This window comes from Streptomyces fradiae ATCC 10745 = DSM 40063 (assembly GCF_008704425.1).
Lineage (GTDB): Bacteria > Actinomycetota > Actinomycetes > Streptomycetales > Streptomycetaceae > Streptomyces > Streptomyces fradiae.
Window position 1 is genome coordinate 5,866,559 of the sequence record NZ_CP023696.1, and the last position, 18,069, is coordinate 5,884,627.

The window sequence follows — 18,069 nt, forward strand, 5'->3', positions numbered from 1 at the left end:
ACGGCGCCCCGAGGGGACCCGGGGCGGGGCCTGAACCACCCGGACGGACGCCCCGCCGCGCGCCCCGACGGACACCGCCCCCGGGCCCTGTCCGGGCGCCCCCGCGCGTGCCGGCGGTGAGGGACGGCCGGGCCCCCGGGCCGGGGCCGTCCGCCCAATGGCAGGGACTCGTGGCCCATGCCGCCGGGAACCCATGACGCGGAAAGTGATCCCCGTGGCGCCGCGGGCGGCCCCGGTGGCGTCGTACCACCGTGAACGAGGAGAGGGCGGACGACATGGACCAGCCGGTGAAGTCGGGGAGCGGCGGCCCGCCGGGGGCGCGGGTGCCCGGCCGGGCGTGGCTGATGCTCGCCCTCGCCACGGTCGGCTTCGCGGTGAACTTCTGGGCGTGGGCGCTGCTCAGCCCGCTCGCCCCCCGGTTCAAGGACGATCTCGGCCTGTCCTCGTTCGAGCAGTCGCTGCTGGTCGCGGTACCGGTCGTGGTCGGCTCGCTGGGCCGCATCCCGGTCGGCGCGCTCACCGACAGGTACGGCGGCCGGCTGATGTTCCCGCTCGTCTCCGGTGCCACCGTCGTGCCGGTGCTCTACCTGGGACTCGCCGGGCACGCCTCGTTCGCCGCCCTGCTCGTCGGCGGCTTCTTCCTCGGCATCGGCGGCACCGCCTTCGCCGTGGGCGTGCCCTTCGTGAACGCCTGGTTCCCGCCCGAGCGGCGCGGTCTCGCCATCGGCGTCTTCGGCGCCGGCATGGGCGGCACCGCGATCAGCGCCCTGACGACGGTGCGGCTCGTCGACGCGACCACCATGCCGGCCCCCTTCCTGATCACGGCCGGGGTCCTCGTCGCCTACGCCGTGGTGGCGGCCCTCCTGCTGCGCGACGCGCCCGGCCGCACCGTGCCGGCCGAGCCGCTGGTCCGGCGCCTGGCCGCCACCGTCCGGCTTCCCGTCACCTGGCAGGCGTCCGCGCTGTACGCCGTGGCGTTCGGCGGGTACGTGGCCTTCTCCGTCTACCTGCCCACCTACCTCCGGACGGGCTACGGCCTGACCCAGGCCGACGCGGCGAACCGCATGGCGGGCTTCGTGCTGCTCGCGGTGGCGATGCGCCCGGTGGGCGGCTGGCTCTCCGACCGGCTGGGCCCGGTGCGGGTCCTGGCCGGTTCGCTGGCGGTGGTGGTCGCCGGAGCGGTCGTACAGGCGTTCACCCCGCCCCTGGCGCCGCTGGGCACCGTCGCCTTCCTCTCCATGGCCGCCGCGCTCGGCGCGGGCAGCGGGGCGACCTTCGCCCTGGTGGCCCTGCTGACCCCGGCGGGCAGGGTCGGCTCGGTGACCGGTGTGGTCGGCGCGGCGGGCGGGCTGGGCGGCTTCCTGCCGCCGCTGGTCATGGGCACCCTGTACGGACGGTACGAGACGTACGCGGCCGGGCTCGCCCTGCTCGCGGTCGTGGCCGCGGCGGCGCTGGTCTACACCCTGACGGGGGTGCGCGCCGCCGTGGAGGGCGCCGGCCGCCCGCCCGCCGGCCCCCAGCGCGACCACCGCGCCGCGGGCACCACGGCGTGAGCCACGGCCGGCCGACGGCTGAGGGCCGGCGGCCCGGCCCCGCCCCGCCCGGCGGCTGACGGCCCGGCGACGGGGACGGGCCCCCGGCGGGTGGTCCCCGGCACGCCCCCGACGGCCCACCCGTCAGCCCAGGAGGGCCGGGCCGCCGGGCCGGGCCGCGCCGCCCGGCCGCCGGGCCGTCAGCCGCCGTGCGGACGCGTGAACGCCCTACCCGTACGGCCCCCACAGGGTGGACCGGGGGTGTCGATCCCCGCCGAGCGTGGCACAGGTGACCGTGGCAGAGGCGGAGCGGCGGGCCGCCGGACGGGCCCGGACCGCGAACGGGACGTGTGCCCGGGGAGGAGCGCGGCGGTGGCCACGGGAACCGGACCGGGGGCGGCGCGGGCACGCCGCACGCGGCGGGCACGGCAGGCACGGCTGGACGGCGCGCTGACGGAGGCGCTGGTCCGCTCCCGCCGCTTCCTCACGCGCGCCGAGGTCTCCGACGACCTGCGCACCCTCCACCGCGAGGGCGGCCGGCAGGCCGACGACTTCTACCGGGACCGCTGGTCACACGACCGGGTCGTCCGCTCCACGCACGGCGTGAACTGCACCGGCTCGTGCTCGTGGAAGGTGTACGTCAAGGACGGCGTCATCACCTGGGAGGCCCAGCAGACCGACTACCCGTCGGTCGGCCCGGACCGCCCCGAGTACGAGCCGCGCGGCTGCCCGCGCGGCGCCGCCTTCTCCTGGTACACCTACTCGCCGACCCGCGTGCGCCACCCCTATGTGCGCGGGGTGCTGCTGGAGATGTACCGCGAGGCCAGGGCCCGGCTCGGCGACCCGGTCGCCGCCTGGGCGGACGTCGTGTCCGACCCGGAGCGCGCCCGCCGCTACAAGAGCGCGCGCGGCAGGGGCGGTCTGGTCCGGGCGAGCTGGGACGAGGCGGTCGAGATGGTCGCCGCCGCCCACGTGCACACCGTCAAGGCGTACGGTCCGGACCGGCTGGCCGGGTTCTCGCCGATCCCGGCGATGTCGATGGTCTCGCACGCCGCCGGGGCCCGCTTCTACTCGCTGCTCGGCGGGGCGATGCTCTCCTTCTACGACTGGTACGCCGATCTGCCGGTCGCCTCGCCGCAGGTCTTCGGCGACCAGACCGACGTGCCGGAGTCGGGCGACTGGTGGGACGCCGGCTACCTGGTCATGTGGGGGTCGAACCTGCCGGTGACCCGCACCCCGGACGCCCACTGGATGGCCGAGGCCCGCTACCGGGGCCAGAAGGTCGTCGCGGTGTCGCCGGACTACGCGGACAACGTCAAGTTCGCCGACGAGTGGCTCGCGCCCCGGCCCGGCACCGACGGGGCCCTCGCGATGGCCATGGGACACGTCACCTTGCGGGAGTTCTTCGTCGACCGGCCCGTTCCCTACTTCACCGGCTACGTCAAGCGCTACACGGACCTGCCCTTCCTGGTCGTACTGGAGCAGGCAGAGCAGGCAGAGCAGCCGGAGCAGGCGGAGCAGCCGGAGGACCCGCGCGGGCGGCGGCCCCGGGCGCCGTACGAGGGGGCCGCCGGGGAGCCGGCCGCCGGGGAGCCGGCCGTGTACCGGCCGGGGAAGTTCCTGACCGCGGCCGACCTCGGCGGCGAGCACGCCGCGGCCGAGCACGCCGCCTTCCGCACCGTGCTGCTGGACGCCGTCACCGGGCGGCCGGTGGTGCCGAACGGCACGCTCGGCGACCGCTACGGCGACGCGGGCGCCGGCCGGTGGAACCTCGACCTGGGCGGCACCGACCCGCTGCTGTCCGCCGAGGGCGGCGGCGAACCCCCGGTGCGCGTCGAGCTGCCCCGCTTCGACGCCCCCGACGGGGCCGCCGGGCGGCTGCTGCGAGGCGTACCGGTGCGCCGGATCGCCGGGCACCTGGTCACCACGGTGTACGACCTGCTGCTCGCCCAGTACGGGGTGGCCCGAGAGGGCCTGCCCGGCCGGTGGCCCGCCGGGTACGACGACGCCACCGAGCCGTACACCCCCGCCTGGCAGGAGGCGGTCACCGGCGTGGCGGCCGGGCAGGCGGCGCGCGTCGCCAGGGAGTTCGCCGCCAACGCGGAGGAGTCCGGCGGCCGATCCATGATCATCATGGGGGCGGGGACCAACCACTGGTTCCACTCCGACACCATCTACCGGGCGTTCCTGACCCTGACCGCGCTCACCGGCTGCCAGGGCGTCAACGGCGGCGGCTGGGCGCACTACGTCGGGCAGGAGAAGGTCCGCCCGCTCACCGGCTACTCGGCGATCGCCACGGCCGCGGACTGGAACCGGCCCGCCCGGCTCATGATCCAGACCGCGTACTGGTACCTGAACGGCGACCAGTTCCGCTACGACCCGTTCTCCGCCGCCACCCTCGCCGCGGCCGGCGCGGACGGGCCGTTCGCCGGGAGGTCCACGGCGGACGTGATCGCGCAGTCGGCGCGACTGGGCTGGATGCCGTCCTACCCCACCTTCGACCGCAACCCGCTCGACCTCGCCGACGAGGCGGAGAGCGCCGGCCGCCCGGTCGCCGAGCACGTCGTCGGGGAACTGAAGGCCGGGCGGCTGCGGTTCGCGTGCGAGGACCCGGACGCCCCGGAGAACTTCCCGCGGGTCCTGACGGTGTGGCGGGCGAACCTGCTCGGCTCGTCGGCGAAGGGCGACGAGTACTTCCTGAGGCACCTGCTGGGCACCGACTCCGCCGTCCGCGCCGCCGAGGCACCGCCTCGGGCACGGCCCCGCGACGTGGTGTGGCGCGAGGAGGCGCCCACCGGCAAGCTCGACCTGCTGCTCACCCTGGACTTCCGCATGACCAGCACCACCCTGTACTCGGACGTGGTGCTGCCCGCCGCCACCTGGTACGAGAAGCACGACCTGTCCAGCACGGACATGCACCCCTTCGTGCACGCCTTCAACCCGGCCATCGCCCCGCCCTGGCAGACCCGCACCGACTGGGACGCCTTCCACACCCTCGCCGCGGAGTTCAGCCGCCAGGCCGCCCGGCACCTGGGCGTGCGCAGGGACGTGGTGGCCGCCCCGCTGCTGCACGACACCCCCGACGAACTGGCCACCCCGCACGGCCGGGTCCGCGACTGGAAGGCGGGCGAGTGCGACCCCGTACCCGGCCGCACCCTGCCCAGGCTCGTCACCGTCGAACGCGACTACGGCGCCGTCGCGGACCGGATGGCCGCCCTCGGCCCGCTCCTGGACACCCTCGGGGCCACGACCAAGGGCGTCACCTTCGACGTCGGCCGGGAGCTGGAGTACCTGCGGCACAAGAACGGCACCGTACGCGGCGGGACCGCCGCCGGACGGCCGTCGATCGCCCGCGACACCGACGCCTGCGAGGCGATCCTCGCCCTGTCCGGCACCACCAACGGCCACCTCGCCGTCCAGGGCTTCCGCACCCTGGAGGCGCGCACCGGCACCCGCCTGGCCGACCTCGCCGCCGAGCACCAGGGGCGGCGGATCACCTTCGCCGACACCCAGGCCGCCCCCGTCCCCGTGATCACCTCCCCCGAGTGGTCCGGCTCGGAGACCGGCGGGCGCCGCTACTCGCCCTTCACCGTCAACGTCGAGCGCCTCAAGCCCTGGCACACCCTCACCGGGCGCCAGCACTTCTACCTCGACCACGACTGGATCGCCGCGCTCGGCGAGCAACTGCCCGTCTACCGGCCGCCGCTCGACATGCACGTCCTCTTCGGCGAGCCCCGCGTCGGCGACACCGGGGAGCTCGGCCTCACCGTGCGCTACCTGACCCCGCACAACAAGTGGTCCATCCACTCCGAGTACCAGGACAACCTGCTCATGCTGTCGCTGTCGAGGGGCGGCCCGACGATCTGGATGAGCGACCGCGACGCGGCGAGGATCGGCGTGGCGGACAACGACTGGATCGAGGCGGTCAACCGCAACGGTGCCGTCGCCGCCCGCGCGGTCGTCTCGCACCGCATGCCCGAGGGCACCGTCTACATGCACCACGCCCAGGACCGGCTCATCGACGTGCCCCGCACCGAGACCACCGGCCGGCGCGGCGGCATCCACAACTCCCTCACCCGCCTGCTGATCAAGCCCACCCACCTCGTCGGCGGCTACGCCCAGCTCTCCTACGCCTTCAACTACCTCGGCCCGACCGGCAACCAGCGCGACGAGGTCACCGTCGTGCGGCGCCGCGCGAACCAGGAGGTGACGTACTGACATGCCACGCGGCGAAGCGTCCATCGGACGGGTCATGGCCCAGATGGCGATGGTGATGAACCTCGACAAGTGCATCGGCTGCCACACCTGCTCCGTCACCTGCAAGCAGGCGTGGACCAACCGCACCGGCGTCGAGTACGTGTGGTTCAACAACGTCGAGACCCGCCCCGGCCAGGGGTACCCGCGCCGCTACGAGGACCAGGAGACCTGGCGGGGCGGCTGGGAGGTCGACAAGCGCGGGAACCTGGCGCTCAAGGCCGGCGGCCGCTTCAGGAAGCTCGTCCAGATCTTCTCCAACCCCAGGCTGCCCGCCCTCGACGACTACTACGAGCCGTGGACGTACGACTACGAGACCCTGACCGACGCCCCGCTGGGGGAGCACACCCCCGTCGCCCGCCCCAGATCCCTCATCACCGGCAAGGACATGAAGATCTCCTGGTCGGCCAACTGGGACGACGACCTCGGCGGCTCGGCCGCCACCCGTGACAACGACGTCCTGCTGAACGAGGTCTCCGAGAAGATCAGGTTCGAGTTCGAGCAGACCTTCATGTTCTACCTGCCCAGGATCTGCGAGCACTGCCTCAACCCGTCCTGCGCGGCCTCCTGCCCCTCCGGCGCGATCTACAAGCGGGAGGAGGACGGCATCGTCCTGGTCGACCAGGACCGCTGCCGCGGCTGGCGGATGTGCGTCACCGGCTGCCCGTACAAGAAGGTCTACTTCAACCACCGCACCGGCAAGGCGGAGAAGTGCACCTTCTGCTTCCCGCGCGTCGAGGTGGGCCTGCCCACCGTCTGCTCCGAGACCTGCGTCGGCCGCCTGCGCTACATCGGCCTCGTCCTCTACGACGCCGACCGCGTCCTCCAGGCCGCCGCCACCCCCGACGACACCGGCCTCTACGAGGCGCAGCGGGAGGTCTTCCTCGACCCGCGCGACCCCGCGGTCGTACGGGCGGCGGAGCGGGCCGGCATCCCCCGCGACTGGATCGACGCCGCGCAGCGCTCCCCGGTCCACGCCCTGATCGACACCTACCGGGTGGCCCTGCCGCTGCACCCGGAGTACCGCACCCTCCCCATGGTCTGGTACATCCCACCGCTCTCCCCGGTCGTCGACGCGGTCCGCGGCACCGGTCACGACGCCGAGGACCACCGCACCCTCTTCGCCGCCGTCGACGCCCTGCGCATCCCCGTCGACTACCTCGCCGGGCTCTTCACCGCCGGCGACCCGGCCCCCGTCGAGGCGGTGCTGCAGCGCCTGGCCGCCATGCGCTCCTACATGCGCGACATCAACCTGGGCCGCGCACCGGACGCCGCCATCCCGGCGTCCGTCGGCATGGACGAGGAGCGGATGTACGACATGTACCGGCTGCTCGCCCTCGCCAAGTACGACGAGCGGTACGTCATCCCGCCCGCCCACGCCGAACAGGCCCACCGCCTGGAGGAGCTGGCCACCGAGTGCAGCCTCGACTACGAGGGCGGCCCGGGCATGGGCGGCTCCGGGCCGTTCGGCGAGAGCTCCGGCGGCGCCGCGCCCGTCGCGGTGGAGAACTACCGGGCGCTGCGCGACCGGCAGCGCGCCGACACCCACGCCGTCCCGGCGGACGGGCGCACCCGCGTCAACCTCCTGAACTGGGACGGCAGGAGCACACCGCCCGGACTCTTCCCACCCCGCGAGACCCCCGGCCCCGACGCCCCCGGCGGCGCCGGCCCCACCGACCCCGACGCTCCCCCCGGCCCCGGCCCCGGCCCCGGCCCCGGCGGCGACGGAGAAAGGCGGCCCCGGCCGTGAAGAGCACGCTCAAGCCCGCCGCCCGCACATCCGGCGCCCGCACACCCCGCCTGCGCGCCCTCCGAGACCTCCGGGCCCGCCCGGAGCCGTGGCGCGCCGCGGCGTGGCAGGTCCAGTCCCTGCTGCTCGCCTACCCGGACGACGCGTTCACGCCGCATCTGGCCCTGGCCCGCCGGGTCGCCGAGGTCCTCCCCGACCGGGTCCGGGACCCGCTGCTCGGCTTCACCGCGCACGCCGAGCGGTCCGCCCCGGCCGAACTGGCGGCGGCGTACGTCGCCGCCTTCGACCACCAGAGGCGCTGCTGCCCCTACCTCACCTACTACGCCCACGGCGACACCCGGAGGCGCGGCATCGCGCTGCTCCGCGTGAAACGGGCCTACGCCGCCGCCGGATGGCGGCTGGACGACGGCGAACTCCCCGACCACCTCGCCGTCGTCCTGGAGTTCGCCGCCGCGGAACCCCTCGCGGGGCACCGGCTGCTCACCGAGCACCGCGCGGGCGTGGAGCTGCTGCGCCTGGCCCTGCGCGAGGAGCGTTCGCCGTGGGCGGCGCTGCTGGACTCCGTCTCGGCCACCCTGCCCGGCCTGGCGGGCGACGAGCGCGCGGCCGTCGCCCGGCTCGCCGCCGAGGGCCCGCCCGAGGAGCACGTGGGCCTCGACCCGTACGCGCCCCCGTCCTTCCCGCCCGGCGCCGCCGCGGGGGGACCCCGATGACCGTACCCGCGCGCCCCCTCGCCCTGGCGGCGGAGACCGGCACCGGCGGCGTCCTGCTGTGGGCCGTCCTGCCGTACGTCGCCCTGGCCGTCTTCGTCCTCGGACACGTCTGGCGCTACCGCTACGACAAGTTCGGCTGGACGACCCGCTCCTCGCAGCTCTACGAGAGCCGGCTGCTGCGCATCGGCAGCCCCCTGTTCCACTTCGGCATCCTGGTGGTCCTCCTGGGGCACGTCGGCGGCCTGCTCGTCCCCAAGAGCTGGACCGAGGCCGCCGGTGTCGGCGAGCACACGTACCACGTCACCGCCGTGGTCCTGGGCACGGTCGCGGGGGTCTGCACCCTGGGCGGCCTGGCCGTCCTCGTCTACCGCCGCCGCACGGTCGGCCCGGTCTTCTCGGCCACCACCCGCAACGACAAGGCCATGTACGCCCTGCTCACGGTGACCATCGTGCTCGGCCTGGCCGCGACGGCCGCCGCCAACGCCGTCGGCGGCGGCCACGACTACCGCGAGACCGTCTCACCCTGGTTCCGCTCGATCTTCCTCCTCCGGCCCGACCCGGCCCTGATGGCCGGCGCGCCGGTCCTGTTCCAGCTGCACGCGCTGAGCGCGCTGCTGCTCTTCACCGCCTGGCCCTTCACCCGCCTGGTCCACATGCTCACCGCGCCGCTGGGCTACCTGACCCGCCCCTACATCGTCTACCGCAGCCGCGACACGGCCCTCGGCACGCGCGCCCCGCGCCGCGGCTGGGAACGCACCGGATAGCCGCCGGCCGCCCCTGCCCCCTTCTCCGGTGTACGTGATCCCTTCTGTGGCCGCCGCCCCCTTCCGCGGTCGGCCCCGTGCCCGGTACGCGATGCCCGGTGTCCGGATTCCGGCGGGCGGTCTTGCCCGGGCCGGGACGCGGGCCCTACCGTGCCCGCGACCGTGCTCGCACAGACATCCGAATACAGAGGGGGCTCCCTTGGCGACCAGGCGGCACCACCGGATCGTGATCATCGGGGCGGGGTCCGCGGGCGTCTCCGTGGCGGCCCGGCTGCGCCGCGCGGGCGAGCGGGACGTCGCGGTCCTCGACCCCAGCCTCCGCCACCACTACCAGCCGCTGTGGACGCTGGTCGGCGGCGGCCGGGCGCCGCTGGAGGAGAGCGTCCGCCCGCAGGACTCCGTCATGCCGCGCGGCGTCCGCTGGATCCGCCGCGCGGCGCGGGCCGTCGACCCCGGGGCGCGGGAGGTGGCGCTGGACGACGGCGGGACCGTCTCGTACGACCAGCTCGTCGTCTGCCCCGGCATCCAGCTCGACTGGGACAGGGTGCCGGGCCTCGAAGCCGGGCTCGGCGAGGACGGCCTGTCCAGCAACTACCTGGCCCGTACCGCCCCCGCGACCTGGCGCTTCATCCGCCGGACCCGCTCGGGGACCGCCGTGTTCGGCATGCCGTCGGGCGCCATCAAGTGCGGCGGGGCCCCGCAGAAGATCGCCTACCTCGCCGCCGACTACTGGCGCGAGCAGGGCCTCCTCGGCCGGATCGACGTCCACCTCGTCCTGCCGGGCGCCGCCGTCTTCGGGGTACCGGAGTTCGCGCGGGTGCTCGAAGGGGTCATCCGCCGGTACGGCATCCACGTCCACTACGGCAGCGAGGTCACCGAGGTGCGCCCGGAGGCCCGCGAGGTGACCGTCACCGACCTCGGCACCGGGAGCACGTCGACCCTGCCGTACGACATGGCCCACCTCGTGCCGCCGCAGAGCGCCCCCGACTGGATCAAGCGCGGCCCGCTCGCCGCCTCCGGCGACCCGGCCGGCTACGTCGAGGTGGACCGGCACACGCTGCGGCACGTCCGGTACCCCGACGTCTGGGCCCTCGGCGACGCCGCGTCGAGCCCGAACGCCAAGACGGGTGCCGCCGTGCGCAAGCAGGCGCCGGTCGTGGTCGAGAACCTGCTGGCCGCGCTGGACGGCCGGGAGCCGACCGCCTCGTACGGCGGCTACTCCTCGTGCCCGCTGACCACGGCCCGCACCAAGATGCTGCTCGCCGAGTTCGACTACAGCGGGCGGCCCGCCCCGTCCATCCCCGTGATCGACACCGTCCGCGAGCGCACCGACATGTGGTACCTGAAGCGGCGCGGGCTCCCCTTCCTCTACTGGAACCTCATGCTCCGCGGCCTGGCCTGACCCCCCTTCGGAGGCCGGGCCGGGCCGGGCGGTCCCGGCACCGCGGCTACCTCGCCGGGCCCCTCCGGTCCCGGCGGAGCCCGGAGGCGAGGAAGGCCAGGGTGGCCAGGCAGACCGCGAGCAGCAGCCACATGGCCGCCCGGCCGCCGTCGGTGAACGCGCCACCGAAGAGGTCGGCGGCCCGGTCCGCGGAGAGCCCGGCGCGGTCCGTCAGGAGGGCGGGCCCCTCCTGCGGGTTCTCCACCACGTCGGCCGTCCAGGCGCCGGGCCTCACGCCCTGCCCGGTCAGGCGGTCCTCCAGCGAGGCCCGCGCCGCGAGCCGGTGGACCTCCATGCCGACGGCCAGACCCAGCGCGCCCCCGAGGTTGTGGCAGGTCCACGAGGCGCCGACCGCCGTACCGGCCAGATGGCCGGGCGCGGCGGACAGCGCGGCGACGGTGGCCGGCCCCAGGATCAGGGCCCAGCCCACCCCCATCGCCACGAGCGCCGACACGACCGCGGGCAGGGCGCTGCCGGGCGTCAACCGGGTCTGGGCCAGCGCGGACAGGGCGAGGGCCAGGAAGCCGAGGCACAGCATCCGGCGCGGCCCGTGGCGGTCGACGAGACGGCCCACGAAGGGGGAGAGCACCGCCACGGCGGCGGTGCAGGGAAGCAGCAGCAGGCCGGTGGTGTGCCCGTCGAAGCCGCGGACGGTGTGCAGGTACAGCGGTGTCAGGAAGAGGACGACGCAGTAGAAGAAGGCCAGCGCGAAGTCGGCCGAGACGGCGGCCAGGAAGGCCCGCTCCCGGAACAGCCCGAACCGGATCAGCGGGTCGCGGGCACGGGCCTCCACCGCGCGCAGCCCGCCGAGGGCGGCGCCACCGCACAGGAGGAGGGCGAGGGTGCCCGGCGACGACCATCCCCACAGGTGCCCCAGGGACAGCGCCAGGACGAGGCAGGGCACGGACAGGCAGAGCAGCGCCAGACCGGGCCAGTCCATCCCGCCGGCCATCCGCTCCCCGTAGGACTCCGGCACGGTGGGGACGCACACCGCGAGCGCCGCCGCGACGAGCGGCACGTTCAGCCAGAAGACCCAGGGCCACCCCGCCGACCCGACGAGGAGGCCGCCCAGGACCGGGCCCAGGGCCAGGCCGAGCCCGTTGACCCCGTAGAGGCAGCCGATCGCCCTGCCCCGCCGCTCCGGCGGGAAGATCGCCGCGACGAGGGCACCGGTCGCGGTGTACAGCACCGCGCAGGCGGCTCCCTGGAGGAAGCGGGCGGCGATCAGCCATCCCGGTGTGGGTGCGCACCCGGCGCCCAGGGAGGCCGCGGCGAAGACGACGGCCCCGGCGTACAGGACCTTCCGGCGGCCGTGCCCGTCGGCGAGCCGGCCCGCCGCCACCATGCCGGTGGACAGCGCGACGACGAAGGCGTTCACGATCAACTGCAGTTCGGTGACCGTCGCCCCGAGGTCCTGCTGCACGACCGGCGCGACCGTGCTCACGATGGTCAGGTCGACGCAGCCGAGAAAGCTCAGCGTGCCCAGACCCGCGAAAGCCCACCAGGTGCGTACCGCCGAGGAGCCGTTGCCGGTCATGCCGCCCCTTTTCTCGTCCGTCCGACTTTCCGGGAAGTCAACCGCCGCCGCCGGAGGCGTGTCGACGGGTATACCGAAAAGGCATGACGTCGCCCGTGAAAGGCATGAGGGCAATTCCAGCCGAATGTCATGCCGTCCTCCCGGGAAAGGCGCGGCAAGGGTTCCCGCCGGCGGGCGGGGGCTGCTACGGTTCCGGTGCCGGAGCGAAAGGCCCGGCGCCTGGTGAATTCCGTCGGCGGGTGCGTCGCGCGGTTCGCGGGAATACCCCCGGACCCGGATGCGCCCCAATGCGCCGGATTTCCCTGCCCGGTGGAGTGGCCGAGAGGCGAGGCGACGGCCCGCAGAGCCGTTCACACAGGTTCGAATCCTGTCTCCACCTCCGCTCCGCCCGCCGCTCCCGCAGCGGCGGGCGGAGCTCCTGGCGTGCCGGGAAGCTCCTGCCGTGCCGGGCGCCCGGCCGCCCGGCACGGGGGCTCAGCGCTCAGGCCCCGCCCCGGTACGCCTCGCGGACCCGGTCCGCGAGGCCGGGCGCCCGTCCGGCGGCCCGGCCCCGCGGCGGCCAGACCAGCAGCAGGCGGTGGCGGGTCCCCGCGTCGACCAGCGGGACGTACACCATGCCGGGCACCGGAGCGGGGTGCGGGTAGGCGGGCAGCGCTCCCCGCTCGGCGCAGGCCAGTGCGGCCGCCTCGGTCTCGTCGCCGGCCCACCGCACCTCGACGTGCCCGCCGGCGCCCCGCACGGCCGCCGTGAAGTGGCGGCGCAGGTCGGCGTGGCGGCGGTCCCCGACCAGGACGCACACCTCGCCGTCGAGGTCCCGCAGCGCCAGCGAGGAGCGGGCGGCCAGCCGATGGCCGGCCGCCACACCGATCAGCAGGTCCTCCTCGGCGAGCACGGCGTGCGCGAGCGCGTCCGGGAGCGGCCCGTCCGGTGCGCAGTGCCGCACCACGGCCAGGTCCAGGCGGTGGAGGCGGAAGAGGCCGGGCAGGGCGGCGCCGGGGTCCGCCGCCGGCTCCCCGGCCGCCGGCTCCCCGCACAGGACGGACAGGGGGCACAGCTCCACGTTGTCGCCCGCCTCCACCGCGTGGGCGGCCACCAGGGGGAGCACGGGCGTCGGCGCGGCGCCGACGCGCAGGCGCTCCGACGGCCCGGCCGGGCCGCGCCCGCCGACGGCGAGGAGGCGGTCGACCCTCGGGATGAGGTCGTCGGCGCAGCGCAGGAGCAGCCGCCCGGCGGACGTGAGGCGGGCGCCCCTGTGGTCGCGGCGCAGTACGGCGCAGCCGGCCGCCCGCTCCAGCTGCTGGACGCGGCGGGTGACCGCGGCCTGGCTGACGCCGAGCGCCCGCGCGGCCCCGGCCAGGCTCCCGGTGTCGGCGACGGCCCGCAGCACCCTCAGGTCCTGGATCTCCACGTTCATGGCGCCCCGGCCGTGCCCGTCATGCCTCGGCACGGCGCGACAGGTCGCGGTGGGCGGCGGCGAGCAGGGCGGCGAGGTGGGGGACGCGGGCGGCGATCCAGCTTTCCCTGCGGTACGCCACCAGATGGCGGACGCGCATGTCGAGGTCGGCGACGCGGCGGCGCACCACCCCCGGTTGCAGGGGCCGGTACGCCTGGGTCAGGGCCACGCAGCCCTGATGGCGGATCACCTGGCAGCGGGGGCCGGAGACGACGATGTCGTGGGTGATGCGCGGGGCGAAGCCGTAGCGGGCGCAGAGCCGGCGCAGCCCCTCGTCGCAGGCGTCCGGCCCGGTGCACGAGATCCACTCCGCGCCCGCCAGGTCCGCCATGGTGAGCCGGTCCGCGGTGGCCGGCGGCCGGTCGGCGGCCACGGCCAGCAGCACCGGGCTCTCGGCCCACTGGAGGTGGGCGATGGAGCCGTCGCCCGGCGGCGGCGCCCCGTCCGCCGACTGGTGGTCGCGCAGGGCGATGTCGATCTCGCCCTCCCGCAGCAGGTCGATCAGCTCGCGGGTGGTGTGGGGGCTGACGACCTGGACGCGCTCGCCCGAGGGCAGCTTCCGCAGGGCGCCGAGGAGGGGCTCGTAGAACACGCCGCACGCCGTCCCCCCGACCCGCAGGACCCGGCGGCACGGCGAGCGGTGGTCGCGCACGCGCTCCCCGTGGTCGTCGAGGGAGCGGATGATCGTCTGGGCGTGCTCCAGGACGGTGGTGCCCAGCGGCGTGGGGCGGGCCCCGTGCTGGTCGCGCTCGAACAGGGGCCCGCCGAACAGCTGCTCCAGCCGGCGTATCTGACGGCTCAGGGCGGGCTGCGGAAGGCCCAGGGCGGCCGCGGCCTTGTTCAGGCTGCCCGTCTCCGAGACGACGCAGAGCTGCCGTAAGTGGCGAAATTGCAGGTCCATGACGGTATTTAAACCCGTCCGCGTTACCTGGCACCAGAGATCGGGTGCCACGCGTTCCGCACCGCGCATTCCGGGACTCGGGAAATGTCACCGGCAGTCGGCCCGCGAGTACCCACCGCTGTTATCCGCCCGGCCCGGCCGGGGTTTCTGCGGGGATTCGGCCGGGGTTCTGCCGGGGTTTTCCGGATGGCATAACACCGTGGCAGTACACAACCGGAGGGCAGGTCGCCACCATTCCACTCATCGCCGCACGGGCCTGCTTCGGGGCGGCGTCGGGGGAACCATTCGCATCACTGCGTGAAGGTGACACATGTTTGAGATTGAACCATTGACCGGGCGATGCGGCGCCCTCCTGCCCGAAGCCGTGCACGTGTGCGTCGGCGTAAGCCCTTTCAACGGATACTTCAGCGCGCCCCGGCTTCTCCGGCTCGCCGAGTGGTCCCTGCGGCGCTTCCCGTACGTCCACTTCTTCGTGCCCGACACCGTCGCCGCGTACACGCTGGAGGCGCTGGGGTACCCGCCGGGCCGCGCGCGCCACAAGGCGCGGCGGCAGGGGCAGTACGTCCACAACAAGATCTGCTCCGCACTGCGGGAGCTGGGCGTCCCCGACCCCGACGGGCTGGTCCTCGGCATGGACCGGCTGGAGCGCTCGCCCCGCTACACGACGCTGCTGAACGAGGCCCGCCTGCGCTTCCGCCGCGACCAGGGCTTCCGGAGCGCCTGCCTCGAAGCGTCCCACTGGGTGCTGGAGCAGCGACTGCCGCCGGGCACCTCCCCGACCGTCGAGCAACTGCACGGCGCCGTCCGCTACTTCCTCGCGGAGCTGCCGCTCTTCGCCGACGCGGGAGGGATCGCCGGCCGGCGCCCGTCGTTCTTCGCCTACCACCAGCGGGTCCCCTTCCTGGAGCGCTTCTTCGGCCGCGAGCTGGGCTGGGAGCCGGCGGACACGCAGGGCTTCCTCGTCGTCCGCGACCCGGCGCCGGAGGACGCCGCCGCGGGCCTGCACGAGGGGAGGCCGGCCGACGGGGCCCTCGCGGGGGAGGCGGCCACGGGGGGCGTCTTCACCGGGGGTCCCCCCGCCGGGAGCCTGGCCACCGGGGGCCTGACCGCCGGGGGCCTGACCGCGGGGGGCCTGACCGCCGGGGGCCTGGCCACCGGGGGTCTCCCCGCCGGGGAGGCGCTCCGTGCCCGGCGCTGAGAGAGGACGGAGGGGCGGCCGGCCCGGCGGGGGAGCGATGGGACCGGGCGGCCGGCGCGGCGGGGGAGCGGCCGGGTCGGGCCGAACGGCCGGCCGGCCCGGTCATGACGAGGCGTCGGACGACTACTCGCTGACCCGGGTGCCCGAGGAGGCGCGCCGCTCCTGGTTCTCCGTGGCCGTGCAGCGCTTCGGACAGGTCTCCTCCTTCCAGCAGTTCATGGTCGGCGCGGTGCTGGGCTACGGGATGACCTTCACCGACGCGCTGATCGCCATCACCGTCGGCTCCGTGATGCTGGAGGTCGTCACCATCCTCCTCGGCGTCGCCGGAGTGCGGGAGGGCGTGTCGACCTCGGTGCTGGCCCGCTGGTCGGGCTTCGGCCGCAAGGGGTCGGCCGCCGTGGGCCTGCTGGTGGCCTTCAGCCTGGCCGGCTGGTTCGGGGTCCAGAACGGCGTCTTCGCCCAGGGCATGCACGACCTGGCCGGATGGGCTCCCGAGTGGGCCTGGGCCCTGCTGGGCGGCGCGCTCGTCACGGCCATCTCGGTGCACGGCTTCACCGTCATGGCGTGGACGGCCTACCTGACCGTGCCGGCGTTCCTCCTGCTGGCCGGCTGGTCGGTGGCGGACACGCTGGCCGGCCACTCGCTGCACGACCTGCTGACCGGGCCCCCGCCGGGGCCGGTGCTGTCCCTGGCCGAGGGCACGACGCTGGTGGCGGGCGCCTTCATCCTGGGCGCGCTGATGACCCCGGACATGACGCGCTTCAACCGCCGCCCCTCCGACGTGGTGAAGCAGACGCTGCTCGGTGTCACCCTGGGCGAGTACGCCATCGGGCTCACCGCCGTGATGCTGGGCCACGCGGCCCGCACCGCCGACGTCGTCGGCATCATCACCACCTCGTCGGGGCTGTGGGGCACCCTGATCCTCACGACGGCGATCCTGAAGATCAACGACTGGAACCTCTACTCGTCCGCGCTCGCCGCCGTCAACAGCGCCGACGTGCTCCTGGGCCGCCGGATCAGCCGACGGGGGGTCACCCTCGTCATCGGCGCGGCCGGCACCGCCCTGTCCGCCACGGGCGCCGTGGAGGACTTCGCGGGGTTCCTGGAGACCGTCGGGGTGCTCGTCCCGCCCGTGGCCGGGGTCGTCATCGCCGAGTACTACGTGGTGCGCCGGTACCGCGCCGACCTCGAACAGGCCCGCCGCACCGGCCGCCTGCCGGACACGGCCCCCGACTGGCTCCCGCTGTCCCTGGTCTGCTGGGCGGCCGGGACCCTGGCCGGCGAGTACCTGGACGCCGGCATCCCCGCCGTCAACGCCGTCCTGACGGCCTTCGCCCTCTACGCGGTGGCGGGCCGGGCGCTGGAGGCGCGGCGACGCGTCCGCGCCCGGCACGCCCCCGTGCCCGACCGCACGGCCTGACGGAGCGCCGGGGCAGCCCGACCGGGGCCCCGGCGGGACCCGGTCCGGACCCAACCGGACCGGCTCGGAACGGCCCTGGACCGGCCCCCGGACCCACCCGGACCGGCCCCCGGACCCACCCGGACCGGCCTCGGACCCTCCCCGAACCCGACCCGCACCCACCGATACCGAGAACGGAGCCGCACATGCTGCCCCTGGTGACGAGGGACGAACTGAAAGCCATGCTGGACGCCGGAGAGGTCGTCGTGGTCGACACGATGCCGCCGGCCTACTACGCACGCGAGCACCTGCCCGGCGCGGTCAACATCCCGGGCTTCCCCTACGAGGAGGCGGCGCGCCTCACCGACGAGCTCGCGCCCGCCGTACTGCCCCACCGCGCCGCACCCATAGTCGTGTACTGCGCGAACACCCCGTGCCGCAACAGCGAACTCGTCGGCGCGCGGCTCGTCTCGCTCGGCTACACGGACGTACGCAAGTACCGCGAGGGGATCGAGGACTGGGTCGCCCACGGCCTGCCGACGCGTACCGCCGCCGACTGACCGGCCGCGCGCCCCGCCCCGTCCCCACCTACACCCGCGTACGCCACCCGTCCGCACCACCACCGAAGGGAAACCCGATGAGGCAGTACCGACTCGCCTTCGCCGCCCTCGCGGCCACCATGCTCCTGGGCGGCGCCGCCGCCCCGGCGCTCGCGTCGCCCCCGGCGGCGTCCCAGGCCACCGCCACCACCGCCACCACCGCCGCCGACATCCCGAACGTCGTCGACGTGACCGCCGCCAACTACCAGCAGGTCATGCAGTGGTCGCACACCAAGCCGGTGGTGCTCGACTTCACCGCGTCCTGGTGTTACTGGTGCAAGAAGCAGGACCCGTACCTCCGGCAGTACAACACCGCCGACAACGGCGCCTGGGTGCTGGCGAAGGTCGACGTCGACCGCAACCCCGACCTGGCCAGGCGGTACGGGGTGCGCGGCATCCCCGCCCTGCTGAACATCCAGAACGGCACGGAGGCCGGCAGCCGCCACGTCGGCTTCGACGGTCCCGCCTCGCTGCGCACCTGGCTGAACAACCTGTGACACCCCCGTGCCGCCGCCGCACCCGCGGCGG

At 75.0% G+C, this 18,069-nt stretch carries 13 protein-coding genes and 1 tRNA gene; 11 read left to right on the forward strand and 3 right to left on the reverse strand.

Translation table 11 applies throughout. The annotated features are described in order from the left end of the window. The first annotated feature begins 344 nt into the window (after positions 1-344). The 6 genes from CP974_RS25645 (at position 345) to CP974_RS25670 (ending at position 10,415) form a co-directional block, all read left to right on the forward strand. Positions 345-1,553: an MFS transporter gene (locus tag CP974_RS25645; protein WP_037936803.1), complete on the forward strand. Its 1,209-nt coding sequence runs from the start codon at positions 345-347 to the stop codon at positions 1,551-1,553. A 417-nt stretch (positions 1,554-1,970) separates the two neighbouring features. Beyond that, the gene (locus CP974_RS25650; protein ID WP_085921500.1) at positions 1,971-5,750 is read left to right on the forward strand and encodes a nitrate reductase subunit alpha; all 3,780 of its coding nucleotides are present in this window, start codon (positions 1,971-1,973) and stop codon (positions 5,748-5,750) included. 1 nt (position 5,751) lies between these two features. Continuing rightward, positions 5,752-7,536: a nitrate reductase subunit beta gene (narH, locus tag CP974_RS25655; RefSeq protein WP_031129213.1), complete on the forward strand. Its 1,785-nt coding sequence runs from the start codon at positions 5,752-5,754 to the stop codon at positions 7,534-7,536. Further along, positions 7,533-8,249: a nitrate reductase molybdenum cofactor assembly chaperone gene (narJ, locus tag CP974_RS25660; RefSeq protein ID WP_223844440.1), complete on the forward strand. Its 717-nt coding sequence runs from the start codon at positions 7,533-7,535 to the stop codon at positions 8,247-8,249. Before narH ends, narJ begins: the two co-directional genes overlap by 4 nt. Continuing rightward, positions 8,246-9,013: a respiratory nitrate reductase subunit gamma gene (narI, locus tag CP974_RS25665; protein ID WP_051839026.1), complete on the forward strand. Its 768-nt coding sequence runs from the start codon at positions 8,246-8,248 to the stop codon at positions 9,011-9,013. The genes narJ and narI overlap by 4 nt, the downstream gene beginning before the upstream one ends. Positions 9,014-9,212: 199 nt before the next feature. Continuing rightward, positions 9,213-10,415 (forward strand): NAD(P)/FAD-dependent oxidoreductase, encoded by a 1,203-nt coding sequence (locus CP974_RS25670; protein WP_031129210.1) that lies wholly within the window; start codon positions 9,213-9,215, stop codon positions 10,413-10,415. Between the two features lie 46 nt (positions 10,416-10,461). Here CP974_RS25670 and CP974_RS25675 read toward each other — a convergent pair whose 3' ends face one another. Further along, complete coding sequence (locus CP974_RS25675; protein ID WP_037936789.1) at positions 10,462-11,991, reverse strand: MFS transporter; 1,530 nt, start codon at positions 11,989-11,991, stop codon at positions 10,462-10,464. Between the two features lie 308 nt (positions 11,992-12,299). On the opposite strand from CP974_RS25675, the gene CP974_RS25680 reads away from it, so the two are divergent. After that, positions 12,300-12,370 (forward strand) — tRNA-Cys (locus CP974_RS25680). A gap of 102 nt (positions 12,371-12,472) precedes the next feature. Here CP974_RS25680 and CP974_RS25685 read toward each other — a convergent pair. Next, complete coding sequence (locus tag CP974_RS25685) at positions 12,473-13,438, reverse strand: LysR family transcriptional regulator (RefSeq protein WP_140160878.1); 966 nt, start codon at positions 13,436-13,438, stop codon at positions 12,473-12,475. Continuing rightward, the gene (locus CP974_RS25690) at positions 13,425-14,345 is read right to left on the reverse strand and encodes a LysR family transcriptional regulator (protein WP_051839021.1); all 921 of its coding nucleotides are present in this window, start codon (positions 14,343-14,345) and stop codon (positions 13,425-13,427) included. Before CP974_RS25690 ends, CP974_RS25685 begins: the two co-directional genes overlap by 14 nt. A 310-nt stretch (positions 14,346-14,655) precedes the next feature. On the opposite strand from CP974_RS25690, the gene CP974_RS25695 reads away from it, so the two are divergent. From CP974_RS25695 to CP974_RS25710, 4 genes are all read left to right on the forward strand, one after another. Beyond that, entirely contained in the window at positions 14,656-15,543 is an 888-nt protein-coding gene (locus tag CP974_RS25695; protein WP_085921575.1) for a tRNA-dependent cyclodipeptide synthase, read from the forward strand. 37 nt (positions 15,544-15,580) lie between these two features. Beyond that, positions 15,581-16,963 (forward strand): purine-cytosine permease family protein, encoded by a 1,383-nt coding sequence (locus CP974_RS25700; protein WP_078915372.1) that lies wholly within the window; start codon positions 15,581-15,583, stop codon positions 16,961-16,963. A 197-nt stretch (positions 16,964-17,160) separates the two neighbouring features. Next, a complete protein-coding gene (locus tag CP974_RS25705) occupies positions 17,161-17,502 on the forward strand; it encodes a rhodanese-like domain-containing protein (protein WP_223844439.1) in 342 nt (113 codons plus the stop codon). A gap of 77 nt (positions 17,503-17,579) precedes the next feature. Continuing rightward, positions 17,580-18,038, forward strand: a complete 459-nt coding sequence (locus CP974_RS25710; RefSeq protein ID WP_051839018.1) for a thioredoxin family protein — start codon at positions 17,580-17,582, stop codon at positions 18,036-18,038. Positions 18,039-18,069 lie beyond the last annotated feature (31 nt).